Origin of the sequence: Paenibacillus sp. RC67, from assembly GCF_030020805.1 — a bacterium.
Lineage (GTDB): Bacteria > Bacillota > Bacilli > Paenibacillales > NBRC-103111 > Paenibacillus_S.
On the sequence record NZ_CP125098.1, the window covers coordinates 936,570 to 960,758 of the forward strand.

At 47.7% G+C, this 24,189-nt stretch carries 26 protein-coding genes; 14 read left to right on the plus strand and 12 right to left on the minus strand.

All coding sequences use genetic code 11. The features are described 5' to 3' along the window. Positions 1-181: 181 nt before the first annotated feature. Entirely contained in the window at positions 182-1,891 is a 1,710-nt protein-coding gene (locus tag QMA13_RS04245) for a proline--tRNA ligase (protein WP_282939731.1), read from the minus strand. A 404-nt stretch (positions 1,892-2,295) separates the two neighbouring features. Then, positions 2,296-3,636 (minus strand): hypothetical protein, encoded by a 1,341-nt coding sequence (locus QMA13_RS04250; protein ID WP_481858202.1) that lies wholly within the window; start codon positions 3,634-3,636, stop codon positions 2,296-2,298. A 275-nt stretch (positions 3,637-3,911) separates the two neighbouring features. On the opposite strand from QMA13_RS04250, the gene QMA13_RS04255 reads away from it, so the two are divergent. Beyond that, a complete protein-coding gene (locus QMA13_RS04255) occupies positions 3,912-4,601 on the plus strand; it encodes a TetR/AcrR family transcriptional regulator (RefSeq protein WP_282939735.1) in 690 nt (229 codons plus the stop codon). Continuing rightward, complete coding sequence (locus QMA13_RS04260; protein ID WP_282939737.1) at positions 4,598-5,254, plus strand: MBL fold metallo-hydrolase; 657 nt, start codon at positions 4,598-4,600, stop codon at positions 5,252-5,254. The genes QMA13_RS04255 and QMA13_RS04260 overlap by 4 nt, the downstream gene beginning before the upstream one ends. Before the next feature lie 117 nt (positions 5,255-5,371). Here QMA13_RS04260 and QMA13_RS04265 read toward each other — a convergent pair whose 3' ends face one another. After that, positions 5,372-6,172 carry a Cof-type HAD-IIB family hydrolase gene (locus tag QMA13_RS04265; protein WP_282939738.1) on the minus strand — a complete coding sequence of 267 codons (801 nt, stop codon included), beginning with the start codon at positions 6,170-6,172 and terminating at the stop codon, positions 5,372-5,374. A 170-nt stretch (positions 6,173-6,342) separates the two neighbouring features. On the opposite strand from QMA13_RS04265, the gene QMA13_RS04270 reads away from it, so the two are divergent. Both QMA13_RS04270 and thyA read left to right on the plus strand, forming a co-directional pair. Beyond that, the gene (locus QMA13_RS04270; protein ID WP_282939739.1) at positions 6,343-7,095 is read left to right on the plus strand and encodes a (S)-benzoin forming benzil reductase; all 753 of its coding nucleotides are present in this window, start codon (positions 6,343-6,345) and stop codon (positions 7,093-7,095) included. Between the two features lie 171 nt (positions 7,096-7,266). Beyond that, on the plus strand, positions 7,267-8,061 hold the full coding sequence (gene thyA / locus QMA13_RS04275) for a thymidylate synthase (protein ID WP_282939740.1): 795 nt from the start codon (positions 7,267-7,269) through the stop codon (positions 8,059-8,061). A gap of 60 nt (positions 8,062-8,121) precedes the next feature. Here the strand turns inward: thyA and QMA13_RS04280 are convergent, their stop codons facing one another. Next, positions 8,122-9,024 carry a helix-turn-helix domain-containing protein gene (locus QMA13_RS04280; protein ID WP_282939741.1) on the minus strand — a complete coding sequence of 301 codons (903 nt, stop codon included), beginning with the start codon at positions 9,022-9,024 and terminating at the stop codon, positions 8,122-8,124. A gap of 388 nt (positions 9,025-9,412) precedes the next feature. Here QMA13_RS04280 and QMA13_RS04285 point away from each other — a divergent pair, with 388 nt between their 5' ends. The 5 genes from QMA13_RS04285 (at position 9,413) to QMA13_RS04305 (ending at position 12,698) form a co-directional block, all read left to right on the plus strand. Next, positions 9,413-9,622, plus strand: coding sequence for a hypothetical protein (locus QMA13_RS04285; RefSeq protein ID WP_282939742.1), 210 nt, complete (start codon positions 9,413-9,415; stop codon positions 9,620-9,622). 92 nt (positions 9,623-9,714) lie between these two features. Next, the gene (locus QMA13_RS04290; protein ID WP_282939743.1) at positions 9,715-10,215 is read left to right on the plus strand and encodes a dihydrofolate reductase; all 501 of its coding nucleotides are present in this window, start codon (positions 9,715-9,717) and stop codon (positions 10,213-10,215) included. Positions 10,216-10,275: 60 nt separating this feature from the next. After that, positions 10,276-10,611, plus strand: a complete 336-nt coding sequence (locus QMA13_RS04295; protein ID WP_282939744.1) for a hypothetical protein — start codon at positions 10,276-10,278, stop codon at positions 10,609-10,611. Between the two features lie 266 nt (positions 10,612-10,877). Then, entirely contained in the window at positions 10,878-12,017 is a 1,140-nt protein-coding gene (locus QMA13_RS04300; protein WP_282939745.1) for an LCP family protein, read from the plus strand. Between the two features lie 15 nt (positions 12,018-12,032). After that, a complete protein-coding gene (locus tag QMA13_RS04305; protein WP_282939746.1) occupies positions 12,033-12,698 on the plus strand; it encodes a hypothetical protein in 666 nt (221 codons plus the stop codon). Positions 12,699-12,944: 246 nt separating this feature from the next. On the opposite strand, the gene QMA13_RS04310 is transcribed toward QMA13_RS04305, so the two are convergent. The 3 genes from QMA13_RS04310 to QMA13_RS04320 all read right to left on the minus strand — a co-directional run bounded on the left by QMA13_RS04310 (position 12,945) and on the right by QMA13_RS04320 (position 16,600). Next, the gene (locus tag QMA13_RS04310) at positions 12,945-14,324 is read right to left on the minus strand and encodes a sensor histidine kinase (RefSeq protein WP_282939747.1); all 1,380 of its coding nucleotides are present in this window, start codon (positions 14,322-14,324) and stop codon (positions 12,945-12,947) included. Then, a complete protein-coding gene (locus tag QMA13_RS04315) occupies positions 14,321-15,001 on the minus strand; it encodes a response regulator transcription factor (RefSeq protein ID WP_282939748.1) in 681 nt (226 codons plus the stop codon). The genes QMA13_RS04310 and QMA13_RS04315 overlap by 4 nt, the downstream gene beginning before the upstream one ends. Positions 15,002-15,370: 369 nt before the next feature. Then, complete coding sequence (locus tag QMA13_RS04320; protein WP_282939750.1) at positions 15,371-16,600, minus strand: glycosyltransferase family 2 protein; 1,230 nt, start codon at positions 16,598-16,600, stop codon at positions 15,371-15,373. A gap of 136 nt (positions 16,601-16,736) precedes the next feature. On the opposite strand from QMA13_RS04320, the gene yyaC reads away from it, so the two are divergent. Together yyaC and QMA13_RS04330 are read left to right on the plus strand one after the other, a co-directional pair. Then, positions 16,737-17,306 (plus strand): spore protease YyaC, encoded by a 570-nt coding sequence (gene yyaC / locus QMA13_RS04325; protein WP_282939751.1) that lies wholly within the window; start codon positions 16,737-16,739, stop codon positions 17,304-17,306. Beyond that, on the plus strand, positions 17,303-19,117 hold the full coding sequence (locus tag QMA13_RS04330; RefSeq protein ID WP_282939752.1) for an ABC transporter ATP-binding protein: 1,815 nt from the start codon (positions 17,303-17,305) through the stop codon (positions 19,115-19,117). The genes yyaC and QMA13_RS04330 overlap by 4 nt, the downstream gene beginning before the upstream one ends. 158 nt (positions 19,118-19,275) lie before the next feature. Here the strand turns inward: QMA13_RS04330 and sugE are convergent, their stop codons facing one another. Continuing rightward, positions 19,276-19,590 carry a quaternary ammonium compound efflux SMR transporter SugE gene (gene sugE, locus QMA13_RS04335; protein WP_282939753.1) on the minus strand — a complete coding sequence of 105 codons (315 nt, stop codon included), beginning with the start codon at positions 19,588-19,590 and terminating at the stop codon, positions 19,276-19,278. Positions 19,591-19,604: 14 nt separating this feature from the next. Further along, the gene (locus tag QMA13_RS04340) at positions 19,605-20,198 is read right to left on the minus strand and encodes a TetR/AcrR family transcriptional regulator (protein WP_282939754.1); all 594 of its coding nucleotides are present in this window, start codon (positions 20,196-20,198) and stop codon (positions 19,605-19,607) included. A gap of 232 nt (positions 20,199-20,430) precedes the next feature. Here QMA13_RS04340 and QMA13_RS04345 point away from each other — a divergent pair, with 232 nt between their 5' ends. After that, the gene (locus QMA13_RS04345) at positions 20,431-20,718 is read left to right on the plus strand and encodes a hypothetical protein (RefSeq protein ID WP_282939755.1); all 288 of its coding nucleotides are present in this window, start codon (positions 20,431-20,433) and stop codon (positions 20,716-20,718) included. 121 nt (positions 20,719-20,839) lie between these two features. Here QMA13_RS04345 and QMA13_RS04350 read toward each other — a convergent pair whose 3' ends face one another. After that, positions 20,840-21,604: a sulfite exporter TauE/SafE family protein gene (locus QMA13_RS04350; RefSeq protein ID WP_282939756.1), complete on the minus strand. Its 765-nt coding sequence runs from the start codon at positions 21,602-21,604 to the stop codon at positions 20,840-20,842. 255 nt (positions 21,605-21,859) lie between these two features. Here QMA13_RS04350 and QMA13_RS04355 point away from each other — a divergent pair, with 255 nt between their 5' ends. Both QMA13_RS04355 and QMA13_RS04360 read left to right on the plus strand, forming a co-directional pair. Then, positions 21,860-22,246 carry a VOC family protein gene (locus QMA13_RS04355; RefSeq protein ID WP_282939757.1) on the plus strand — a complete coding sequence of 129 codons (387 nt, stop codon included), beginning with the start codon at positions 21,860-21,862 and terminating at the stop codon, positions 22,244-22,246. 193 nt (positions 22,247-22,439) lie between these two features. Further along, positions 22,440-23,102, plus strand: coding sequence for an NAD(P)H-binding protein (locus QMA13_RS04360; RefSeq protein WP_282939759.1), 663 nt, complete (start codon positions 22,440-22,442; stop codon positions 23,100-23,102). Positions 23,103-23,125: 23 nt separating this feature from the next. On the opposite strand, the gene QMA13_RS04365 is transcribed toward QMA13_RS04360, so the two are convergent. Next, on the minus strand, positions 23,126-23,440 hold the full coding sequence (locus QMA13_RS04365) for a dehydrogenase (protein ID WP_282939761.1): 315 nt from the start codon (positions 23,438-23,440) through the stop codon (positions 23,126-23,128). Between the two features lie 136 nt (positions 23,441-23,576). Beyond that, positions 23,577-24,044, minus strand: a complete 468-nt coding sequence (locus QMA13_RS04370; RefSeq protein ID WP_282939763.1) for a cupredoxin domain-containing protein — start codon at positions 24,042-24,044, stop codon at positions 23,577-23,579. Between the last annotated feature and the right edge of the window lie 145 nt (positions 24,045-24,189).

A 24,189-nucleotide genomic window follows, 5' to 3' on the forward strand; every position in this document is an offset into this window, starting at 1 on the left:
TTTTTAGTAACAACTAACAAATGCCTATCTAAGATTCAATATATGTAGCAAGTGCCTATTCGGTTATGGGCACGAGCCCGGAAATTTTTAATTCGTCCTAGGCCGTGCATAAAAAAGACCCGATGACAGCTGAGCAAAAGTACAAACACCAATGTACTTTGCTCGGCAGCACCGGGTCTCTCTATTCATGTGCAAATGGTTTAAGGATATGCTCGATAGCTTCGGCAACAGTCATTTCTACTGATTCGCTGCTAGTGCGCGATTTGTATTCAACTATGCCTTCATTCGATTTTTTACCAATCACAAGCCGAATTGGAATGCCGATCAGATCGGCATCTTTGAATTTGACTCCCGGTCTTTCCTCGCGATCATCCATCAGTACCTCGATGCCAAGGTTAATAAGCTTCTGGTAGAGCGTCTCGGCTAAATGAATTTGAGTCTCGTCTTGGATCGAGACTGGTATTAGGTGAACCTGAAACGGAGCTACGGAAGCGGGCCATCTAATGCCCTGCTCATCATGATATTGCTCAACTATGGCAGACAACAGACGGGAGACACCGATGCCATAGCAGCCCATGATAAGCTTGGTTTGCTGCCCAGCCGCATCCGCTGTTTCGGCCTTAAGCTTGTCACTGTACTTGGTGCCGAGCTTAAAGACATGACCGACTTCGATACCGCGGTAAAACTTCAATCTATCTGAGCACTGAGGGCAGCTCTCCCCTTCTTTAACATTACGGAAGTCGCCGACGTGCTCGATCGAGAAGTCTCTCCCAGGAACAACATTACGCACATGGTAATCGGTTGTGTTGGCACCGGCAGTACCGGCAGTGATTTGAGCGGCAGAATGGTCTACCAGGAGCTTAATGGGCAAACCGATTGGGCCTATGAATCCTGCTGGTCCTCCTACGGCTTGCTGGATGGTCTGTTCATCGGCTAACTCCAGCGATTCCGCTCGCAGCCAATGCATCATCTTCAGCTCGTTGACTTCATGATCACCGCGAATAGCAATGGCAATCGGTTGTCCGTCCGCGATATAGACAAGCGTTTTGATAATCGCTTCCGCTTTGATCCCCAAAGCATGAACGAGCTGCTCTATTGTTTTGATACCGGGTGTCGCAAACTTTTCGCATAGGACATTGGACGATGGGGAGGCAGACTCTTGTTTTTGCTGAAGTGCCACCGCTTTCTCCAGATTAGCGGCGTAACCGCAGCTTGGACAAGCCACTACCGTATCCTCACCAATATCTGAAAGAGCCATAAACTCATGGGTTTCACCTTCACCGCCGATGGATCCTGCGTCCGCTTCTACGGCACGAAAATGCAGCCCGCAGCGGGTAAAAATCCGATGATACGTTTCATACATCGATTGATAAGTAGAGTCAAGACTCTCCCAATCTATTGCAAAGGAGTAGGCATCCTTCATCATGAACTCCCGGCCGCGCAGCAATCCGAACCGGGGTCGACGCTCATCCCGAAACTTTGTTTGAATTTGATACACCGTCATAGGCAGGCTCCGATAAGAGCTTACCGTGTCCCGTATTAGTGCGGTTACGACTTCTTCATGGGTAGGACCTAAGGCAAACTCTCTTTGGTTTCGGTCGTGCAGTCGAATCAGCTCAGGGCCGTAAACGCCATAGCGCTCTGACTGCTTCCATAGCTCTGCAGGCTGCATCGCCGGCATGAGGAGCTCCTGAGCACCGGCACGATCCATTTCTTCACGAATAATGTGCTCTATTTTCCGTAAAACTCTCCAGCCAATAGGCAGGTAAGTATAAATTCCTGCAGCCAATGGCCTGATGAATCCGCCTCGTATCATAAGCTTATGGCTTGCTGCTTCAGCTTCCGCCGGAATTTCCCGCAAAGTCGGGATCAACATGCTGCGCTGTCTCATAGTCTTGCCTCCTAAAGGTTATCTAAAGTGGGATAAACCGCTGTAAAACCAATCAAGCCTCGAATCGATAACTAACCTCATATCATGGATTTATACAAAATAGACGCATTCGTCAGGGACGAATGCGTCGTGGTACCACCCTATATTCTAACTGCCTCAAACAGCCAGGCAGCTACTTCATGAAGATAACGGCTTCTGCCGTCAGCGGATACGACTGTTGCTGGTTCACCGCTGAAGCTTTCAAGGTGGGAAGGAACCCGGTGATTGTGGAGACTCGCAGTCTGTGATCTCCTTCTCTGAAACAATCCGCCTGTAGCCCTTATATCCTTGGTCATGGCTTTTAGATATACAAGTTGGTTTTACTTTACATGAAAAGGAAACGATGGTCAAGTGAGTGTTATAGCCTATAGCAAAAACATGGCTACAATCGTGGTGACTGCTAATCCGAGCAGTACCGGTTTCAGATTGCGCCGCGCCAGCTCGAAAGGATCAACACCGCAAATCGCTGCGGCTGGAATAAGCGCCCATGGGATCAATGTCCCTCCACCGACCCAGATGGCGGCAATTTGGCCAAGCGCGGTCAATGTGGCGATGCCGGAGCCAATGGCAGTAGAGAAGAGCTTGGCAATGGAACCCGCCAGAGAAATGCCTGAGAAGCCTGAACCGTCCAAGCCGGTGATGGCGCCAACGGTGGTGAGGGTGACCGCACCGACCGCGCCATTAATGGGCACTGTATGTGCTAGTGCAAGACCGAGATCGTTGACCAAGCCGTGGGAGCCAGCGGGAAGCACCTTCCCAAAAATGTCTAAAAAGGCGGAGTCGCCCAAATAGAAAAAAGCGGCTATGGGAATGACAGGACCAAAGATTTTGAACCCGAATTGAAGACCCTCCACCAAATATTCGGCGGATTTCTCAAGGCCGTTGTTCTTATGTGCAGTGACAGTGATGAACAGCATGATGAGCAAGGCCGTGCCGCCCACCAGCGCTGTAGCATCTCCACCCTGCAGCTTAAGCACGAACATGGCGACGACGTCAGCCAAGAACAAGATCGGGATAAGCACAGCGAACAAGACTCGGTTGGACCGGGACAGTCGGCTAATACCCGAACCTTCGGCTGAACTGGTTTTCGACGGCGCGACTGATAGACCTGTGGTGGCCGTCAGCTTGCCGCTCTTCATATCCCGGCGCAGCAGCCAAAAGCTTGTGATTGTGGTAACCGCACCCATGACAATAACAAGTGGTATGCTGGCTTGAATGACATCGCCTACCGGGATGCCTGCTGCATCGGCCGTCAGCTTAGGCGCTCCTTGTATGACGAAGTCACCGGATAAAGCGATACCATGCCCAAACAGGTTCATTGCCATAGCTACACCGAGCGCAGGCAAGCCGACCCGGAGCGCGACAGGGAGCAGTACAGCTCCTAACAAAGCAACGGCGGGCGAGGGCCAGAAAAACCAAGAGATGACCATCATCAAGCCGCCAATGATCCAGAACGCGAGCGCAGGGGTTCGAATGAAGCGTGCGAACGGAGAGATCATTGATTCATTAATGCCGGTCTTCGATAGTACTTTGCTCATAGAGACGATGATGGAAATGATCAATATCGTCCCCATAAGCTCCTTGATGGCGTAGATAAAGCTGTTAAACACCCCGCTGATGGATTGACTTAAAGAGTGTGTAGACATTAGACCGAGCAGGAAAATGCCTACGATACACAAGATCGTAGTATCTCTGCGGAATACCATGAACCCGATAATTAAAACGATCAACAGCAAGTACACCCAATGCAATGACACAATGGAAACTTCCAATGCAATCGCCTCCCATGACAAAAGCCCAAGCTTAGGTAATACACCATATGCAAGGGCTAGCCGTTGGTGACTGGGAGAGAGGAACGGGTGTCTATTTTTGCCTCAGATACTTTTTATCCAATATAGGCTTGACGTATATCGTAACCACCGGTTATGATATAACCAACGGTTACTAACCAATGGTTATGAAAGTATTCGGAGGTTTGGATATGGAAGAGAAAATCAAAAGAAGCAGGCAGGAAATCCGGTCGGAGGAGACGAAGAGCAGCATCCGCGAGGCGGCAGGCAAGCTGTTCACTACTCTTGGATATGATGCCGTTACGATGCGTGAAATTGCTAAGGAGGCAGGCTGCTCGCACACGACCATTTATCTGTATTACAAAGATAAGGAAGCACTGCTGGAGCAGCTTGCGATTCCCCCATTGATGTCCTTGGAACAAACGATGCTTGGCGCCTTGGACAACGAGGAGAATTCCGCGAACGATGCATTGAAAGAGATTAGTAGGCAGTTTCTTCAATTCTGCTTGACCCATAGAAGCATGGTGTCGGTCATCTTTAACATGAAAGCGGCACGCGTGGATGAGATCAATCCGCAAAGCGAAGTGAATAAACATCGAAATCAGGTTTTTGCCTATTTGTCAGAGGCGCTGAATCGCGTTATTGAGGCGGATGGGAACGAACAGAAAATCGATTGCGCAAGAATCTTTTTTTACATGCTGAACGGTATGGTTCATACGTATCTTAGCAATGAAGAACCGCTAGAACAGCTGCTCGAACGAATCATTCCTATATTGGATGAAGGCGTAGAGATTATGATTCTGGGCATGTTGAAAAAGCGTAAGCAGGAAGAGAAGCAAACAAAGAAGCTGAACAACAAATCGGGGAGGAATTCAAAATGAAAACCGTGCAAATTTCGGATCATATTTGGAAATGTACTACTTGGATCGGCTTTTCTATCAGCGCTTGGGTTGTAAAGTCAGACGAAGGCTTGACGCTCGTAGATTCAGGGATTCCTTTAATGGCCAATGGGCTCAAGAAATGCTTCAAGGAGCTGCAAGCTCCGCTCAAGAGCATTGTGCTCACCCATGGACATTCCGATCATGTGGGAGGAGTAAAGCGCATCCGCGATCAGTATCCGGTTCCAGTCTACGTACACGAGACGGAAATCCCTTATATGGAGGGGAAGCTTCCGTTTCCCGGACGTAAAAAAGCGGAGAAGCTAACTGAGCAAGGCCTTGTGCAGCCTTTTGATACCAATGTGTTAAGTGCAGCGGGCTTGACCGCCTACCATACTCCGGGTCATTCCCCGGGACATACCGTTTTTTTCCATGAGCAGGACGGAGTATTGCTAGCAGGCGATTTGTTCACTTCCAAGCGGGGCAGGTTGAATCGACCTATGCCTATGTTTACGTCGGATATGAAGCAGGCCGTCGAGAGTGGCGCTATTGTGAAGCAGCTAAACCCTAAACGGGTTAGTATCTGTCATAGCGGCGATGTGAGCATTACGAATGCCGAGGAGCAGTACGAAGAGTATGTGTTGCAATTCGTTTAAGTACGGTTAGCAGCAGCGTACCCGAAACGATTCTTTAGCTCTCTTCCTTCCTGGATATATAAGTTTGCATACAAAACAACCGCCCGATAATTCGGACGGTTTTCTTTTTGTACTATATTAAACGGTCTGCAAAACAAACTTATCTACTACATGCTTAACGCCGTCCTCGTTATTGCTGAGTGTTATATAATCGGCGATCTCCTTAAGCCCTGCAACAGCATTCCCCATAGCAACTCCAAGACCTGCTGCTTCAAGCATTTCACGATCATTCCAGCCGTCCCCAATAGCAATGGTTTGCGACATGTCATAACCGAACTGACCTGCCAAATAGCGCAGAGCATCTCCCTTGGTTCCTTGATGATGAATGATTTCAAGAAAATGAGGCTTTGATTTCGTAATATGAACTTGCCCTTCAATAAGGCTTCTCAGCTCGACAGCTACCTCATCCAGCTTGGCAGGGTCGTCTATAATTAATAATTTGGAAGAAGGCTTATTAATGAACTCTGCAAATTCGGGATAGACAGTATATGGGATTTTGGAAAGCTCCGAATAGGCTTTGATTTTGTCGTTATCCTCTTTTACATATAAAACGTCATCTATATAAGTTTGCAGGTGAAGCCCGTTCCGTTCGCAATAATCGAAAATGATGGTGGCTGCGTTCTGTGGAACGCACTGCTCGTATAATACTTGGCCATCGCCGGAATTTTTGACAAGCGAGCCATTATACGTAATGAGGGGCACGTTCAGCTCCAATTGAGCCGCTAATTGCTTAGCAGAGGCATACATGCGTCCCGTTGCAAGTGTTACTGTGACTCCATGAGCCATAGCATCAGCCAGCGCTTGCTTGGTTCCTTCTGTGATTTCTTTTTCATCATTAATAAGTGTATCGTCGATGTCGATCGCCAGCATTTTATACATGTTCAACCACTCCCGTTTATCTTTCTATTTACGGCTTTCATTATACCTTACATCGCGGGGAGGGACTATACAGAAAACGAAATTCCACTTGTTGACATTTACCATCAATAGGTATAGGTTGATATTAGTACTTAGTACTAATACTATGTCATAAAATGGAGGTTTGAAAAATGAAATATTTTATTATTACCGGCACGTCGAGAGGTATAGGACAAGCGCTGGCAGAGCGACTTATTGCCCCTGGACATTGTGTCATATGCATTTCAAGGTCGGAGAATCAAGAGCTGACTTCAAAGCAAGGCAACCTTCATTATTTTCCGTTTGATCTTGGCAGAAGCGGTGAATTGAATGCACTCATGGACGAGGTGTTTGCCTGCATTGATCCTTCGGAAGCGGAATCGGTATATCTCATCAACAATGCTGCCGTTGTGGCGCCCCTCGCTTCGATCGATCAATGCAGCCCAGAGGACATAACCTATCATGTCCAGGTCAACCTGATTGCTCCGATGATTTTAACTTCCTTGTTTATTCAAAAGGCCGAGCACCTTCAGGCGGACAAAAAAATAATGAATATTTCATCGGCTTCGTCCAAATATTTGTTCCCGGGGATGAGCTGCTATTCAGCGGCGAAGGCTGGGCTGGATACCTTTACGCAAGTGGTCGGATTGGAGGAAGAGAATAAGCAAGGAGGCATCCAAATCGTGTCTGTTTGGCCAGGAATGGTGGAAACCGCATTGCAGCAGGAGGCAAGGACAACGAGTCAGAGCCGGTTCGCATCTGCGAATCTTTTTGCCAATTGGAAGGAACAAGGGAAACTGACCACACCTGATTATACGGCGGAGCAGCTGGTGCAATTGCTGTTGGGGGAATTCTATCCGCATGGTTCTGTTGTTGAGCAACTGAAGCCAATACATACGATGTAGCAGCATTTAAGGAAAAATGATGGGAGCAAGAACCGCCGTTCATCATCCATTTGCGTAGACACACCTTCCGCTGTCCGATATAATAATTCAAGAATGAATGGCGGAAAAAGCTGCGAAGTGCAGACGAACCGCCATATGGATGAGCGATCTCGCATAAAGGTGGTACACGTTATGAAACCCTATCTGGACTTGCTTCAAGATATATTGGAACACGGAGTAGAGAAGACCGATCGTACAGGGACAGGGACCATTTCTGTCTTTGGAAGGCAGATGCGCTGTGATTTATCTCAAGGCTTTCCCCTGTTGACAACGAAAAAGCTGCATGTTCGCTCTATTTTCCATGAGCTGCTGTGGTTTTTGAGCGGGGATACGAACATAGGTTATTTAAGAGATAACAAAGTGACAATTTGGGATGAGTGGGCGGATGAGAACGGTGATCTAGGCCCGGTTTATGGTTCCCAGTGGCGGAGTTGGCCGGCGCCGGACGGACGGCATATCGACCAGATCAGTCAAGTGGTTGAGCAAATTAAACGCAGCCCCGATTCTCGCCGACATTTGGTCGTAGCCTGGAATCCTGCGGAAGTGGACAAGATGGCGCTGCCGCCCTGCCATTACGCGTTTCAATTTTATGTAGCGGAGGGTAAACTGTCCTGCATGTTTCAAATGAGGTCGGTCGATACGTTCCTTGGACTGCCTTTTAACTTGGCAAGCTACGCTTTACTGACGCATATGATAGCCCAACAGTGTGATCTTGAGCCGGGAGAGCTGGTTTGGACAGGGGGCGATGTGCATTTGTACTTGAACCATTTGGAGCAGGCCAAGCTGCAGCTGTCGCGGAACCCTCATCCATTGCCTAAGCTGGTTATCACTCGCAAGCCTGATTCCCTATTCGACTATAAGTTCGAAGATTTCGTCATAGAGGGATACGAGAGTCACCCGGTCATTAAAGCGCCTATATCGGTATAAACTAAGCAAAAAAAATCGGCCCCTAGTCATGAGGTCGATTTTTTTTGTACGATAGGCCGTTTACCTTCTTGTTTCCGCCCAAATGTCGGACACCACAACACCTAGCTCGCCCGCGATTAATTGAGCTGTTAACAGCTGAGGCTTCATCACTTTACCGTTCCTCAGTTTGGAGATGGTTTGGATGGTAATGCCTGTGGCTTCCGACAAGGACTGGGCTGACATGCTACGCTGAGCCATGAGAACCTTTAATCGCACGGCTGCGTTCTCAATCATCTCATACTGCTCCAGTTGGCTGATTACAAATGCATATTCTAAAAAGGTGCCTGCTCCATCAAAAAAAGGATGCACCATAATCTTCATTTTCAGCTCCAATAAGCCTTTAAGCTTTGTCGTCCGCAGAATAACTTCTTTCGTTTGCTTCGTGAGCTTTATTTCCTCTAGCAGTTGCTTCATCACGGGATGATCCACTTTTGCAATAAGCTCGAAGATGGATTTATGCTCGAACCTGCTCTTATGATCCACAATAGGATCAAAATACATTTCATATCGAGTCAAAATATAAGAAGGATTGACAATGCCAGAGCAAAGAATCGGTTTGTTGGCAACATAGTGATCAATCCACTTTTTGCTGCTTATGTGATCTGCGAATGCAATGATAAACTCATTAGGACCTTCATGGATCCGGTATAGCTCTACCTCTAGGAACACTTCGGTTTGATCTTTGGACAGGGCGGTAATCTCAGTTCTTAAAAAAGAATCGTCCTCGAAAAAATGAAAGGTTGGTTTGGGATCCCCCTTCGCCAACATCTCGGAAGGATCTACATGCAAAAGCTCTTCTCGGGTATACCCTGATAGCGCACAAAAGGGTTCATTAACCTCCATAAAAGAGAGTGTCTCGCCTTCTATTTTAATGATTCCCATCGGTTTTTTTAATATTCGGACTAATGATTCAACGGTTAGCAAGATATTCCCTCCTGTCTTGACGTTGTTAAGTATATAAATGATTTTGGTACTCAAACAACCTGTGAATATTGGAAAATGGGCTTATTCCCTAATATTCACTAGGCTTTCTACGTCATGATTTAAATAGTTAACCTCATTTGTTTAAACCGCCTATTATGGCTGTTTTTTGGACTTAGGAAAGTATTGAGGTTATCTCTTCAAGGTTCACCCGATTTTTAGGAATGAGTGTGAATCCGTATAATGGGGAGGACGAGGACTGTATGCTAATCAATTATCAGGCTCATGAGCATAACGGCCACTAACACAATGAAGAGGGATCGCAATAATTATGAAGGAATGTATAGTGGAAGGATGCCAGCGCCGGGTAAAGGCAAGAAACCTGTGTTCCATGCATCATCAGAGGCTGCTTCGAACCGGTAGTCCGAATATGGTGAGAAAGAAGTCCAAGAAGGAGCCCAAACAGTGCAAGTGGGTCAACTGCAGCAGACATGCTGTATCCAAAGGCTACTGCTCGAAGCACTATTATATTCAAAAAACGTTAAATAAAGCCGAAACCGATTCGGTCAAGGCAGAATTGAAAGTAGATCTGCGCCCATGATATTATACGGATGATATAAATCTACGCTTTGATTATTGAAAACGTTGTTTCTTTCGATTAAGGCGATTTAAAAATGGAATAGAGGCTGGAACATGATCATTTCGTTTATTTTTGCTATGGATGAACGCCGCGGTATTGGGCTAAATAATCAGCTTCCATGGCATCTGCCTGCGGATCTTGCATTTTTTAAAAAAGTGACTAGTGGTCACACTATCCTTATGGGACGAAAAACCTACGAATCCATAGGAAGACCGCTTCCGAAGCGACGCAACGTCATTTTAACCCGTGATGCAGCTTTTGCAGCCGAAGGCTGTGAAGTCGTTCATTCCGTGGAAGAAGCGTTGGAGCGCTACGGACCTCATGCGGAAAACGGGGAATTATTCGTCATCGGCGGAGCAGAGGTATTTCGTTTATTCATGCCGTATGCGGACAAAATGGTTGTAACGGAAATTGCTCATGAGTTCGAGGCCGATACGTTTTTTGATGAGCTTGACCTCACAAAGTGGAATAGGATTTCCAAGGAGCAAGGACCACGTGATGAAAAAAATCCATACGACTATGCATTTGTGATTTATGAACGAAAACGGCAGTGAATTGCAGAATGATTTCGACGGTTTCGGTGCATCTTAAGGTTGTGAATCAACCGAAAGGAAGTGGACCTTTTGACAGAGGTAAACCAGCACCAAATGCCGCTGCGTCATGTTGTGGACAATGCCGAGAAAGCCATTCAAGTAGCCAAGGATGCGGAGATGGCTGTGCGCCATGCTCAGCTTGAATCCAATCCGAAGAAGCTGTCCAGCTCGATTCAGCAGCTGGAGACGGCACAGCGAGCCGCGGAGCAGGCTCAAAGTCAGCTTGATGCACAAATATCCGATCACCATCATCAGCATGAACAGGAGCTGAAGCAAGTTCAAGAGCAGCTCACTCAATCGATGCAAAGCATCGAAGTGACAGGTGGGAATACGGAGCAGCCCAAGCAAGTCCGCTAAAAGCAATAGCTATTATTCACTAAGCAGTTCATTACGTCGATTCGACGTGGTGGGCTGTTTTTTTGTGAAAAAAAGTAACCAATTTAACTTTTATAGTTTACACTGGAAATATGACAAAAATATGAAGTTATGATGTGGAAAAGTGACTGATTTTAAATGAATTTATGGGAAAATAACGAAAAATTAAGCTTTTTGTCAGCTTATTTTAAGGTTTTTCTTATATAATTTTCTCCATTGGTTTTCTGGGAAATGAGGAGGACGATAGGATGCTGAAAAAAATCGTCAAAATTGCAATCTCTTGCGTTCTCATAGGAGTCGCGAGCGCAGGCATATATGCTTCTGTTTTATACAAGGATGCCAGTGAAGTCATTGAAAAAATCGGCACACCGGAGCTTGTTGCGGAGGCGGAATCAGCAAAAGTAAAACCGCTTACATTGCTGCTGATGGGAATCGACCATCGGGAGGATAGCGGAGGATTAAACTCTGATGTGATCATGGTAGTAACCGTGAATCCGAACACACAATCAGCCACCGTTGTTTCTATCCCAAGGGATACGCAGCTGTTCCCAAAAGGGCTCCCTGAGCGAAAAGCGAACTATTATTATCCGTACTTTTACAATATAAACAAGGACCAAGCCTTTACCAATACAAAGAACGTATTTGGAGATTTGCTGGGGGTACCCATCGATTATGCCATCACCGTCGATTTTGATGGATTCCGTCAGGCGGTTGACGTACTGGGTGGACTTACAATCAACGTAGATATGGATATGCGTTATGTCGACGATGAAGACGGGACGAACATTAATTTGAAAAAGGGTATTTCCAAGCTGAACGGCAAACAGGTGCTAGATTTTGTCAGATACCGGAAATCGAATATGGATACGCAGGAATCCAGTGATTTTGCCCGCAATGCAAGACAGCAGCAGGTATTGGGCGAAATGCTGAAATCGGTCAAGACTGCTGGCGGGATTACGAAGCTGTCACAAATGATTGAAGCCGTAGGCAACCATATGAGCACAGACGTGCCTTCATCGCAAATTCGCGATATGATTAAAACTTATTTCAATATGACTCCATCCAATGTAAATTATGTTCATCTGGAAGGTGAATGGGAAAGCCCTTATGTTATTATAAAGAAAGAAGAATTGAAGCGGGCGAGCGATGCCCTCAAGCAGCAGCTTGGCGACACGGATACGATAACCGAAGACGTTTGGGGCAAGTCCGATTCTACAACAACCAGTACATACGGCAGCGGGAAGACTACAGGCGCTTCAAATACGAGCAGTAACTCAGGTAAGAGCGCAGGCTCTGGAAAAACGACGGTAAGTGGAGCGACATACGGTGCCATTAACAATGTAACCCCACCTCCTTCGTTTGCTGGTAACCCTTTGCCATTTGATTAGAAGGGAGCTGAGTCTATGACGGTAACGATAGGCTGTTATCATGCTCATTATTCGAATATCGACATCATTGAAAAAGCACTGAAGCCATACGATGTAGAGCTTCTTCATTTTGTGGATCCAGGGTTGGATCGGAGGAAAAGCGATCCTCTTTTTCTGTTAGAGAAGGCACAGCATAAAATCAAGGAGACGCTGGATTGGGTCGCCGCTAGCCGTGTCGATGCCATTCTCATAACCTGTACTTTCTTTACGGCTCATATGCCGGCAGATCTGGACTATGGTATTCCGATGATCAAAATCGACGATCCGTTGTTCGACTCGATATGTGAAAGCGACCGTCCGCCACTACTTGTGTTTACGAATCCGGCGACGGTTCAAGGTACGCTGGAGCGTCTGATCCGTTATTCGCTGCTTAAGGGCAAACAGCTTGACCTTCAATCGCAAACCGTGGAGCAGTCCTTTGAGTTATTGATGCAAGGGAGAAAGGATGCTTATGTGGAGCTTGTTTCTGCAGGGCTGAAGAAACTGACGGAAGAACACCCTGAGAGAGAAGTGTGGGCGGCACAGCTGTCCATGGTTCAGTCAGCCGAGGAGACCGAGCGCGCCTGCGGCGTACGAGTGGGGAATCCGTTAAAGGCTTTGGTTGATCATATGGTGGAGAAGCTGCAGTTAGGTACATCTTGAGTCAAGTGAGAAATCGAGGAAACTTCAGATGTGCAGGTGGTACTCCGGTGGGGTATCCCCCTCCAGCCGCTGTTGTTATCGGGATATTTTTAATTTAATCGCTTTACAGCGGTGATTTCCCGATAACAAAGGCGGTCGCTTTCGCTCTTCCAGGGGACACCCCACCTACCGTCAGCCGTTATCTTTTAAATAATAGATTTTCTCGACAGACTCAAGGCTGCAGCACTAGCTGCAGCCTTATTTGGTCTAGGGTAGACGAGGGAGATGGACGATGAAGGTGGAACCCTTGCCTAAACGGCTTTGGACTTGTATACTTCCGCCATGCAGCTCTACAATTTTACGAGTGATGGACAGCCCGAGACCGCTGCCGGAACGGGTACGATTTCTGGCTTGATCGGCTTTGTAGAACCGTTCGAAGATGTAAGGCAGCTCGTCTTCCGAGATGCCCATCCCTGTATCACCGATTTCCACGACAATCTCCTGTTCAACCCTCGCTGTTATCCTAAGGGTACCTCCCGGATGAGAAAACTTGATCGCGTTAGTCATCAAATTGAGCCAAACTTGAACCAGTAATTGAGCGTCACCGGTCATGATCATGTCAGGCAGCTCGAGCTCAAGCTCCAGCCGTTTCTCCGTCCACTGCCATTCTGTCACGAGGAGAGCCTGCCTGATTTGCTCGTCCAAACGAAAGGCTGTGCGTTTCGTAAGTGTATCTTCTTTATCCAGCGCAGCTAAGGTTAACAGCTGCTTGCCTAGGCCTGACAGGCGCTTGCTTTCCTCCTCGATAATTTTCAAATATCGTTCTGCTTCCTCAGGCGTCGCTTGTTTATCGAGCATCGTTTGGGCGAAGCCTTGAATGGAGGTGAGAGGGGATTGGATTTCGTGCGATACGTTCGCGACGAACTCTTGTCGCATTTCATCCAGTTTTTTTAGAGAGCTGGCCATTTGAGTAAAATGACGAGCGGCATTTCCGATTTCGTCCCGCCTCGATATATCCAGCTCAATATTGTAATCACCTTCGACGATTTTGTTGGTCGCTTCGGTTAATTGCTGGAGTGGCTTCACGATAAAACGGGTCAGGACGATGATCAAGATGATGCTGAACAGAAAAGTGAACCCCAATAGAAACCCCATCAGAAGGCGAACCTCTCCAATCTGCTCTTCCAGATTCGGCCTAATAAACAGAGCGTAATTCTCTCCATTCACATTCAAGGGAAGGCCTGCTGTGTTTCGTAAGCTGTTCTCAAAAAAGCCTGTAACCATCAGAATCTGCTTCTCTTCCATAATCCCTTGGTAATCCCCTCCGTTTAGCACACGCCGGATGATATCCGGATCCAACTCATCATGTTTGAAGGGAGCGCCGAAGAAGGTGCCTTCCATTCGGCTGTTTACGGCGTAAATCTGATAACCAAGGCCGGCAATGCGGGTCAAGTAAGACCTTAGCTCTATGCCGGTTATTTGCTCGTACAAGCTGCGGATATCGCTGCCGATGCGCGTGATCTTTTGTTCATTGTAGGTTCTAAGGTGGGACGTATAATAAGCATTGGTCACGAAGAGCGCGAAGATGCTGCTGATCAGGGCAATGAAGATAAAGGTGACCACAATCCGTGTATACAAAGTTCTCATGGATCCACGACCTCGAGCTTATAGCCCAACCCCCGAATCGTCGTAATGACAAAATCGTCGGTTTTAGATGAAAATCGTTCACGCAGCCGTTTGATATGGACATCGATGGTTCGGCTGTCTCCTTCATAATCGGCACCCCAAATGAGCTGTAGCAGCTGATCTCTTGTGAAAATACGTCCGGGGTTGCTGGCTAACTGCGATAAGAGCTCGAATTCCTTCAAAGGGATGGTATAGATTTCGTCCTTTATAGAGATCTCATAGCTTTTGCGATCAATGGTTGTGCTGCCGAACTTGATGACTTCCATGGAGGCTAACTGATATCGCCTCAGCAGCGCGCGAATCCGATAGAGCAGCTCACGCGGTTCAAACGGCTTGACCAAGTAATCGTCGGTACCGGACAAAAACCCTTTTTCTTTATCCTCCATAGCGCCTTTGGCAGTCAACAAGATGACCGGGATGTCGTAATGCCTGCGTATTTCCTTACACAGCTCCCAACCGTTTTTGCCGGGCATCATCACATCAACGACGGACAAATGCACCAGTTCGGTCTCCAGAAGAAGGGAGGCTTGATCGCCATCCTCGGCTTCATATACGACATAGCCTTCATTGTGGAGATTAAACCGCAGCAGCTCGCGGATATGAGGATCGTCATCAGCGATTAATATATGAATTCTCATGCGTATACAGTCCTTTTCCTGCTATCTGGTGGTTCGTTCTTTCCTTTATTACTATAACGATATATGTGAATAATTCAAAATCCCATGTAGAACAAAAACCGGCACGTCATGAACGTGTCGGTGTAGTTGGTAATAGTCTATCTATAATTGCAAAATAAGAGCTACGCTTGGATGTGCTGGTAAGCGACGATAAGAACAAATGTCAGCAGCATGACGCCGGTAACGTAATATAATTGTTTGTTGGATAAGTAAGTCATGGTCAGCTCTCCCTTATAATCGGCGCTAGCCTGGCAAGACTACGCTCTTTTTTATTATTTTATAATATCATAACGGCTTGGAGTGTAAAAATTTTGTTAACATTGTTGGCGGTCAACGCCGCATTTTCTTAAGCTCGTCCAATGAATAATAGGTGCCACGCCAATGGATACCATCCTGTCGAAGCGTCAGCCATACGGAACGAGCTACAATGTAACACAGCAGCACGACCGTTAAAGGAAGCACAAGCACCTCGGAGCCACCTATACCCGTTAATGAATGAACGAGCCGGAAGTACACGTAGAGCATGATACAGATCGACAGCCCGTAAACCCATGAAGCCCATCCTCCAGCAAAGAACAGGGCAATGAATGGCAGTAAAAACAGGATCAGTTGGCCAATCACTGCCATGAAGGCTAGGGAGAGCTTGTAATGAAAGCCTGAAAACAAGTTTTTCTCGAGCCCATGGATCGCTTCACCCAAGCTTTTATACCACTCTACGGCGATATGCTCTTTGCCGGAAACTAACCGCTGCTTCAGCTTGGCCTGTTTGACCCGCATGCCAAGTACGAGATCATCGTCGGGCCGTAGTGCAAATGCCTGATGGGTACCGATTGTTTCATAAGCATTTCGGGTAAGTAAGTTAAAAGCTCCTATCCCCATTCCATTCTTATGCTGACTATCAATATTAGACCGCCAGGGTCGGACGTATAAGCTCAGTGTAAAGAAGAAGTACATGACAAAAGCCTTCAGCCAAAATCCGTTTATGATCATGTTTGGAGCCAGCGTTAAATGATCAACCTCGTTTGCTCTCATATAATGAACTGCGTCTGCGATTGTGTCGGGCTGAAACAGAACGTCCGCATCGGTAAACAGCACATATTGGCCGCGTGACTGCATATAACCTTGATACAGAGCATGGTTTTTGCCGAGCCAGCCTGCGGGCAGAGTCGTGACATGAATAATTTTTAAAGGGATATCTATATGCTCTTTGCCCTCCGACCATTTGCGAAGCTCCTCAAGCTTATGTCCTGTCCCATCCTGCGAACGGTCGTTAACAGCGATGATTTCAAGTCTCGGATAAGTTTGATGAAGCAGGTGCTTGACCGTCTCGACAATGGAAGCTTCTTCTTCCTTGGCTGCAATAATGACGGAAACAAGCGGAGTCTCCTGAGGATTCATTGCCGGATTCGATTTCGTCCTAAGGCTGCTGGAGGCAGAGACATAGGTTTCGGGAGGTGCGTGAGGCAAGCTCAGCATTCTTTTGCGGGCTTGAAGCGTGTCCCAGAGCATGATAATCCAGTAAATAAATACTAGGATGGCAAGCAGCTTGATTATCGGCATGGGTGAATCACGTCCTTTTGGCAGATCGTTTGGTCGCATTATATCATGGGCTGCCGCAGAACAACAAATCCTGGTTTCTCTGTGATACAATGAGGAAAAGACTTGGGAGTTGGCATACAATAGGAGGGGGGAGGCCATGCAAGGGAATGGGGAAGCAGTGCCCGTTATTAGGAAAAGAGTCAAGGGACGGGAGCTTGCTGAGTTTCTGCTAACGATAAGGCAGACGGATTTGGATGCCTCAGAAATATTGTTTTTGTGCATTGGAACAGATCGCTCTACCGGCGATGCGCTGGGGCCATTGGTAGGCACGATGCTCGTGGAGGCGGGGTACCCGTATGTGATGGGGACTCTTGAAGCTCCGTTGGACGCAAGCAACATGATTGAGCGTTTGGCCGATATTCCTCTGGGACTTAAAGTTATTGCTATTGACGCTTGCTTGGGCCAGCACGCTTCTGTAGCTTCCTATCAGGTGTCCAATCAACCGATGGAGCCTGGGAAATCGCTAGGCAAACAGCTGCCTGCCGTGGGGGATTATTCCATTGCCGGGATTGTTAATGTAGATGGGGGACAAAAATATTCAACTCTGCAAAGCACTTCGCTTTACCGGGTCATGGTCATGGCCAAAGAAATCGTTGCAGCGATCCGGTTGGCATTCCCTGTTGATACTGTATTAATTAAGTCATGTACACAGGAGGGTGAGAGATGAGGGGAGAAGGAGTGCGCTGGGAGGCTGGCAACCGTCAAATATTGCAAAGCCGGGGGAAAGCGTCGCTTAAGGATGTATCGATCAAGCGTATTTATGGATTATTTCGCGGTTATCGCTGGCAGTTAGCAGCCATTTTGGTGTTGGCTCTGGCTTCTTCCTTAATTGGACTTCTACCGCCGCTTATTATGAAGGAAATTATCGATACGGCTATACCCAAGGGGAATAAAGTACTGCTGCTGGAGATGGTCGGGCTCATGGTGCTGCTGCCGCTTTTGAGCGGCCTGCTGGGCGTTTGGCAAAACCATGAGAATACCAAGGTCGGCCAAGGGGTTATGCGCGACCTGCGCCAGTCGCTGTTCGCTAATTTGCAGCGTCAGTCCATGGGCTTCTTCACGGATTCGAAATCAGGGGAGATCATTCAACGGCTGACCGGTGATGTGCTGGCGGTACAAAATGTAGTGACGACCATCGTCGTCTCAGCCGTTACGCAAACGATAATCGTATTGACAACCGTAGTCATTTTGTTCGCATTGGACTGGCGGCTGGCTTTGCTAGCTTTAATCATTTTGCCATTGTTTATTCTCCCGGTTCGCAAAGTTGCCGAGGTTCGTAAGCGGTTACGCGGGGATACGCAGCGGGTTAGAGGCGAAATGTCGTCGCAGCTCGGGGAAATCTTCGGTGTGTCGGGCGCGCTCCTGACCCGGATATTCCAACAGGAAAAGCAGCAGGAGAAGCAGTTCGGCGAGCTCAATCAGAAGGTTATGGATTTGGAGCTTCGTCTTAATCTTGTAGGACGCTGGTACGGTATGGTGTTGGGCATCTTGGGACCGATCGGCACAGCACTTATTTATTTATACGGGGGATGGAATGTCGTCACCGGCATTATGACGATCGGTAGCATTGTTGCGTTTACTCAATATTTGGGACGGCTGTACGGACCGGTTACGACCCTGCTTAATCTGCATGTCGAGGTAGCGACAGCGCTAGGCGTATTTCAGCGTATCTTCGAATACGAAGATATGGAGCCCGAAGTAGCGGATTCCTTGACGGCACGCGAGCTTCCGGGGGTACAAGGGAGAGTGGCTTACCGCCATGTCACTTATGCGTATCAGCCGGGTAAATATGCACTGAGCGATGTATCCTTCGAAGCGCTGCCGGGCGAGGTGGTAGCTATTGTCGGCCCAAGCGGAGCGGGCAAATCTACGCTCATCGGCATGCTTGGCAGGCTGTACGATCCAACGTCAGGAGCTGTTGAGATCGACGGCTTCGATATCAAAGAAGTGACGTTGGAAACTTTACGCAGCCAGGTCGCCTTTGTTACGCAGGAATCATTCCTGTTCCATGCTTCCATTCGCGATAACTTGCTGTTTGCAAGGCAGCATGCAACCGAGGAGGAGGTTGAATCTGCCTGCAAGCAGGCTTACATTCACGAGATGATCATGGCATTGCCGGAGGGCTATGACACGATGGTCGGGGAACGCGGTCATCGGCTCTCAGGAGGCGAGCGCCAGCGGCTGGCGATTGCCCGTGCCATTCTGAAAGACCCACGAATTCTTGTGCTCGATGAAGCGACTTCCCATTTGGATTCTGAATCGGAGGCATATGTTCAGTCCGCCTTGGATGAGCTGATGCGTGGACGGACTACGTTGGTTATCGCTCACCGGCTTTCTACGATATTATCGGCTGACCGCATTGTCGTCATGGACGCAGGGCAAGTGATAGAAAACGGACGCCACGAGGAGCTGCTCGAGCTGGACGGATTGTATGCGCGGTTGTATCGGACACAATTTTCCAAGGCATTCGAAGCATAAATAGAAAAAAAATGAGGTGGGGTATCCCCTCGAGGAGCTATAACAACAGCGGCTGGAAGGGGATACCCCACTGGAGAAACATGTTCAGATCTGATTATCACAGGTTTCTCAACAGCCTAAAGGCAGGTCGGATGATTCCGAGCCTGCCTCTTTGCTATTTATGCGGTTACCTTCAAACCGACGATGCCTCCAACGATCAACAGAAGGAACAGAACGCGGATGGCGTCTCGGGGTTCTCCCATGAAGAGCATCCCGATAACGACGGTTCCCAAAGCACCAATGCCTGTCCAGATCGCATAAGCGGTGCCCATCGGAAGGGACTTCAACGACTGGGATAAGAAATAAAAGCTTACTGCCATACCGGCAATCGTTACAACAGAGGGAACCAGCTTAGTGAACCCTTGAGTATATTTAATGCTAATGGCCCATACGACCTCGAATAATCCGGCAATAATCAAATAAATCCATGCCATGGTGAATCACTCCCCTACTCATCATGATGCTGTACAATAATTCCTTGCCAGTACAACCGCCAAATGCTTTCGATTCGGCGCTCGAAATCGTTGCGATTATAGTAATGCCGCTGAATGAATGTTCCATCAAGCAAGCAATAGAAGGAGGCAATGAGCTCTGCTGTTGGAACGCGGCGAAGAATTCCTGCCTGCATCCCCTCCTCGAAGATTTCAGTCAGCACTTTGGAAAGAGCTGTCTCCGATTGGGGAAAACGTCTTTGCAGCTCTTGCTCAAGCGATTCCGGCGGAAAAAGCATCGCTCTTTTGAGGAAGGTGATGCTAGGTTCGCTCAATAGATACGTCTGGCAAGAATCTTGGAGCAGGGTGTATAGCTTATCATGTACGTTCATCCCTGCAATATGCGTCTCCAATGCCGCAACATGGTCTAAATGCTCCTGTATCACATCTTCGAAAATAGCAAAATATAAGTCCTCTTTGCTTTTAAAGTGAGCATACAGGGAAGGGGTCTTAATACCCACCTCTTTAGCTATTTCAGATAGCGGGGTAGCTTCATAGCCTTTCTGTGCGAACAGCCGCAGCGCTGCAGCTTTGATTTTCGTTATGGTCACAGGCAGCAACCTCCTTATTACATTAAACTAACTAACGTTAGTTAGGCAACTCTCATTTTACAGTTTCTTTTCGTCAAATTCAAGCTTTTTCTGTAAAAAAATGTAGAACTCTAGGGAAAGAGAAGCACAGCGGTAATTTTAAAAAAGCTTAATAAAATGGGTTCATACATTTAACATTTGGTTTATATAATAAATATTACATTCAGACTTCAGTCTTAAAGGGGTGGAATTGGTGAAAACCATTAACCATGTTAACTATAAGGATCAAGACGGAAATATTTACTGCTGCCTTCGCAACAAAATTGTGAAGCTTGACGATCAGCAGCGACAATCATTTTGTAACGGTTGCAGCATGTTCACAGGTACTGCGGGCGGAAAAGGCGTAGAATGCACGTGGGATGACATGCGCAATGTGGATGATCCTCACGTCGTCACTGATCCGTTACAGGAATTTTTCCGTAATCAAGTTCGCCATGTTAGTATGAACTATTTAAATGCGGTTGTCGTTTTTTGCGGTTAGTCTGATGAAATCAGACCATGGATCCAACATAACAAATAACGGCCCGCTGGTCCGTCCTTTGGAAGAAAAGGGTGACCAAGGAGCCGTTTTTTAATTTGTATAAGCAGCATTCCACTTCTGGCTACAGCAGCATATCCCACAGCTGTTTTCCGATGAGCACTGTGGTAACCCCTATGAACAGGGGCTTTACATAACGGGCGCCGTGACGAATGGCAAGTCTGGAGCCGACGAAGGCTCCTGCTATCATAGCGATACCCATAGGCAAACCATAGCCGAGATGGACCGATCCGAGCATAAAGAACGCAGCAAGGCTAGCAATGTTGCTCGCCAAATTCAGCACCTTGGCGTTTCCTGATGCCCCGACGAAATCAAAGCCGAGCAACAAAAACAAAAACAATAAAAAGGAGCCAGTGCCTGGTCCGAAGAACCCGTCATAAAATCCAAGAACAAAGGCACATAAAGCGCATGCCACCTTGGTTGCTGCTGTTAACGGACGCGGTTTGGCGTCGGCACCCCAGTTCTTTTTGAACAAGGTATAGATAAGAACGATGACAAGCAGAGAGATGACAAGAGGCTTAAGAAACGCGGAAGGCAGTAAATGTACGGCATAGGTTCCGAGCGCCGATCCGACGAACGATAAAGGAAACAAGGCAAGCACTAGCTTGCCGTTAATTTTACCCGAGAACAAAAAAGATATTGTGCTCGTGACGGAGGAAAGAGTCCCGCCGAGCTTGTTCGTCCCCAGCACCATGCTGGGTGGAAGTCCGGTAAGCAGCAGAGCAGGCACCGATATAAGTCCGCCGCCTCCGACAACCGAGTCGACAAAGGCCGCGATGAATCCGGCAATAACTAAAAACCAAAGCATATCTATTGAAGGCCAATCCATGATCGTAATTCTCCTTTTTTCCCGATAAACCTCGAAATAATAGGCTAAGTATATATAAATCGACACGAATCTACAATACTTTTTTCCCTTCCAGAATTAAGAAGAAGGCGATGAATAAAAAGCAGAATGTGTCTATTGGATAGCCAGATTATTGAGGTGCGGACAATATGGATCATATGGATTGCACAAAGGTCCTGTCCATGATATTCTTCATTCGAGAACAAGAAATGACCGTAGGGGAGAGGTGTGTTCAAGATGATTCACAAGCTGGAGCATATTGGGGTTATGGTTAAGGATATGGATGCTTCTATCCGTTTTTATACGGAGGTGTTGGGGCTTAGATTGGTGAAGCGGGTAGCGCTGGCGGACGGCGCCGAGCTTGGCTTCTTGTCCTTCCCGGGCTCTGAACAGATCGAGATCGAGCTGATTGGACGCGGACGCGAGGGACTCCCGGATAATGGTGTCGTGCATCATATTGCCTTCACGGTTAGTGACATTCAATCAGAGATCGACCGTCTGAAAGGCTTGGGCGTCAAGCTGATGGATGAAACACCACGCATGATTCTGGAGGGTGATCTGATTGCCTTCTTCTTTGGTCCGGATGGCGAACGCTTGGAGTTTTTTCAGCCAGCAGCCAAATAGACATCATTACTCGTTAGGAAAGGCTGTTGGGATGGAACCCGACAGCTTTTTTTAACAAATAAGAATTAATAAGCTTTGGTGCCCCCGCAAAGTACCTGAATCCGCTTCGAAGCTGAAAGCTCCACTTTGTGGGGTTATTTTATTTTGTACATGCTCCCCATAACCATACAAGGAATTCGGAGGCGTATACCGTATGACAAAAAGAGCTGTCGTCGCAGGAGCGACGGGGATGGTAGGCAAAGCGCTGCTGGATAAGCTGCTGGCTGATCCATACTACAGTGAAGTGTATACTGTGGTCCGCAAAGCAACAGGGCGTCGGCATGACAAGCTGGACGAAAGGATCGTCGATTTCGATCGACTGGAGCTGGATACTTCTATTTGGCTAGGGGCCGATGTGTTCTGCACATTGGGCACGACCATCAAGAAGGCAGGAAGCCAGCAGCAGTTTCGCAAGGTGGATTATGAGTATCCGGTGAAGCTGGCTGAACAGGCGGCGACAAATGGAGCCGACCAGTATCTGATAGTTACGGCGATGGGCTCCGATACAAAGTCAATGTTTTTCTACAGCAGGGTAAAAGGCGAAACCGAGACGCGGCTTCGGCAGCTGGCAATTCCCGGCTTGTCCATCTTTCAACCGTCCTTGCTGACGGGCGAGCGAGAAGAGGTGCGCCGCGGTGAACAGCTAGGCGAGGCGGCAGCACGTCGCTTGTCGTTCGTATTTAAGGGACCGTTCCGCAAATACAAACCGATCGCAGCGGATACTGTAGCGGAAGGCATGATCCGGGCGGCTCTGTTGAACCGCCGCGGCGTTACAATGTATGAGTCGGACGCGATATTTGATTTGGTCCGACACTGATGTCTGCTCTTGGGGAGATAGCGTCAGCCTCCGAACGACTCCCTGAATGCTCTTGCAAGCAATGCAGGCTCTATTTCCCACAGCTCCGCAATCTCGGGGCACACATTTTCGTCCCACCAATCGGATAGCAACTTACGGTTGCTGCTGTTTTCCGAAATCCATATTAAATTCAATAATACTTTTTTGTAATAAATCTCATCGGCTTTATCCACCAATTCCGGCGAGATCCACTTGTCGATTTTTTTCCGGGCGCGGTACATTTCCCTGGAGCAGGCCCGGCGGATTTTACGAGCGGTGGGGTACGATTGGTCATGCTTTACTTTGTTTGCTGGATTCATGGGCATTCATTCTCTCCTTCCTACCGTATCGTATGCTGGAAGAGAGTCAGGTGCCCCTGTCGAAGGCATGATTCTAGCATGAAAAAGCCCTAATGCATAGTTCATGCGTTAGGGCTTTGGGTCCGCTCTTCGTCGGCTAGGCATCAACGATGATATAACCGACCATAGGGCCGTTGTGAGCAATGTCAGGATGGGATAAACAAACGATGCGATAAGTGCCAGGCTTGTCGGCGCGGAAAGAGACGACGGTTTCCTTTCCTTTTTTCACCTCGCCTTTTACGTTAAGACCATCAATGATGAAAGGATGATTCGTCCCATTGACGCCAAAGATGCTCAGATTAATAGGCTCTCCCTGCTTGACGTGGATGGTGCCGGGATCCCAACGGTAGGCTTCAATCGTCTTGCCGTTCGCATCCGTGGATTTGAATTCGCCGGTGACAAGATGGATCGTGCGCGCTTCTCCTTGCGGCGCCATAGAGCCGCTTGTCGTTTTAGCTTCGCTGTATCCCCAATACCATGCGGCTCCTAATGTGCCGAGCGCCATCAAGCCGATAAGCAGCCAATGTCTAAGTTGTCTTTTGCTGACTACGAATATTTTGGTCATGATTATCCCGCCTTCTTAAGGAGTATTATTTAAGCTCGGATAATAGCCCGGGTTCCCTGTCGCACTCCCCATAGTTTGTACTAAGTGTATGCTCCAGCTTGTCTCTTCATGCTAGCTGGTTGGAATGAACAGATTTATGATAGAA

Excerpts from the sequence above, each read along its gene's own strand:
- yyaC (WP_282939751.1), top strand. The coding sequence starts at position 16,737 with ATGCAAGGGAATGGGGAAGCAGTGCCCGTTATTAGGAAAAGAGTCAAG.
- QMA13_RS04265 (WP_282939738.1), bottom strand. The coding sequence starts at position 6,172 with ATGTATAAAATGCTGGCGATCGACATCGACGATACACTTATTAATGAT.
- QMA13_RS04370 (WP_282939763.1), bottom strand. The coding sequence starts at position 24,044 with ATGACCAAAATATTCGTAGTCAGCAAAAGACAACTTAGACATTGGCTG.
- QMA13_RS04260 (WP_282939737.1), top strand. The coding sequence starts at position 4,598 with ATGAAAACCGTGCAAATTTCGGATCATATTTGGAAATGTACTACTTGG.
- QMA13_RS04330 (WP_282939752.1), top strand. The coding sequence starts at position 17,303 with ATGAGGGGAGAAGGAGTGCGCTGGGAGGCTGGCAACCGTCAAATATTG.
- QMA13_RS04320 (WP_282939750.1), bottom strand. The coding sequence starts at position 16,600 with ATGCCGATAATCAAGCTGCTTGCCATCCTAGTATTTATTTACTGGATT.
- QMA13_RS04360 (WP_282939759.1), top strand. The coding sequence starts at position 22,440 with ATGACAAAAAGAGCTGTCGTCGCAGGAGCGACGGGGATGGTAGGCAAA.
- QMA13_RS04355 (WP_282939757.1), top strand. The coding sequence starts at position 21,860 with ATGATTCACAAGCTGGAGCATATTGGGGTTATGGTTAAGGATATGGAT.
- QMA13_RS04290 (WP_282939743.1), top strand. The coding sequence starts at position 9,715 with ATGATCATTTCGTTTATTTTTGCTATGGATGAACGCCGCGGTATTGGG.
- sugE (WP_282939753.1), bottom strand. The coding sequence starts at position 19,590 with ATGGCATGGATTTATTTGATTATTGCCGGATTATTCGAGGTCGTATGG.
- QMA13_RS04365 (WP_282939761.1), bottom strand. The coding sequence starts at position 23,440 with ATGAATCCAGCAAACAAAGTAAAGCATGACCAATCGTACCCCACCGCT.
- QMA13_RS04245 (WP_282939731.1), bottom strand. The coding sequence starts at position 1,891 with ATGAGACAGCGCAGCATGTTGATCCCGACTTTGCGGGAAATTCCGGCG.
- QMA13_RS04250 (WP_481858202.1), bottom strand. The coding sequence starts at position 3,636 with ATGGTATTCCGCAGAGATACTACGATCTTGTGTATCGTAGGCATTTTC.
- QMA13_RS04300 (WP_282939745.1), top strand. The coding sequence starts at position 10,878 with ATGCTGAAAAAAATCGTCAAAATTGCAATCTCTTGCGTTCTCATAGGA.
- QMA13_RS04310 (WP_282939747.1), bottom strand. The coding sequence starts at position 14,324 with ATGAGAACTTTGTATACACGGATTGTGGTCACCTTTATCTTCATTGCC.
- QMA13_RS04305 (WP_282939746.1), top strand. The coding sequence starts at position 12,033 with ATGACGGTAACGATAGGCTGTTATCATGCTCATTATTCGAATATCGAC.
- QMA13_RS04350 (WP_282939756.1), bottom strand. The coding sequence starts at position 21,604 with ATGGATTGGCCTTCAATAGATATGCTTTGGTTTTTAGTTATTGCCGGA.
- thyA (WP_282939740.1), top strand. The coding sequence starts at position 7,267 with ATGAAACCCTATCTGGACTTGCTTCAAGATATATTGGAACACGGAGTA.
- QMA13_RS04270 (WP_282939739.1), top strand. The coding sequence starts at position 6,343 with ATGAAATATTTTATTATTACCGGCACGTCGAGAGGTATAGGACAAGCG.
- QMA13_RS04285 (WP_282939742.1), top strand. The coding sequence starts at position 9,413 with ATGCATCATCAGAGGCTGCTTCGAACCGGTAGTCCGAATATGGTGAGA.
- QMA13_RS04315 (WP_282939748.1), bottom strand. The coding sequence starts at position 15,001 with ATGAGAATTCATATATTAATCGCTGATGACGATCCTCATATCCGCGAG.
- QMA13_RS04255 (WP_282939735.1), top strand. The coding sequence starts at position 3,912 with ATGGAAGAGAAAATCAAAAGAAGCAGGCAGGAAATCCGGTCGGAGGAG.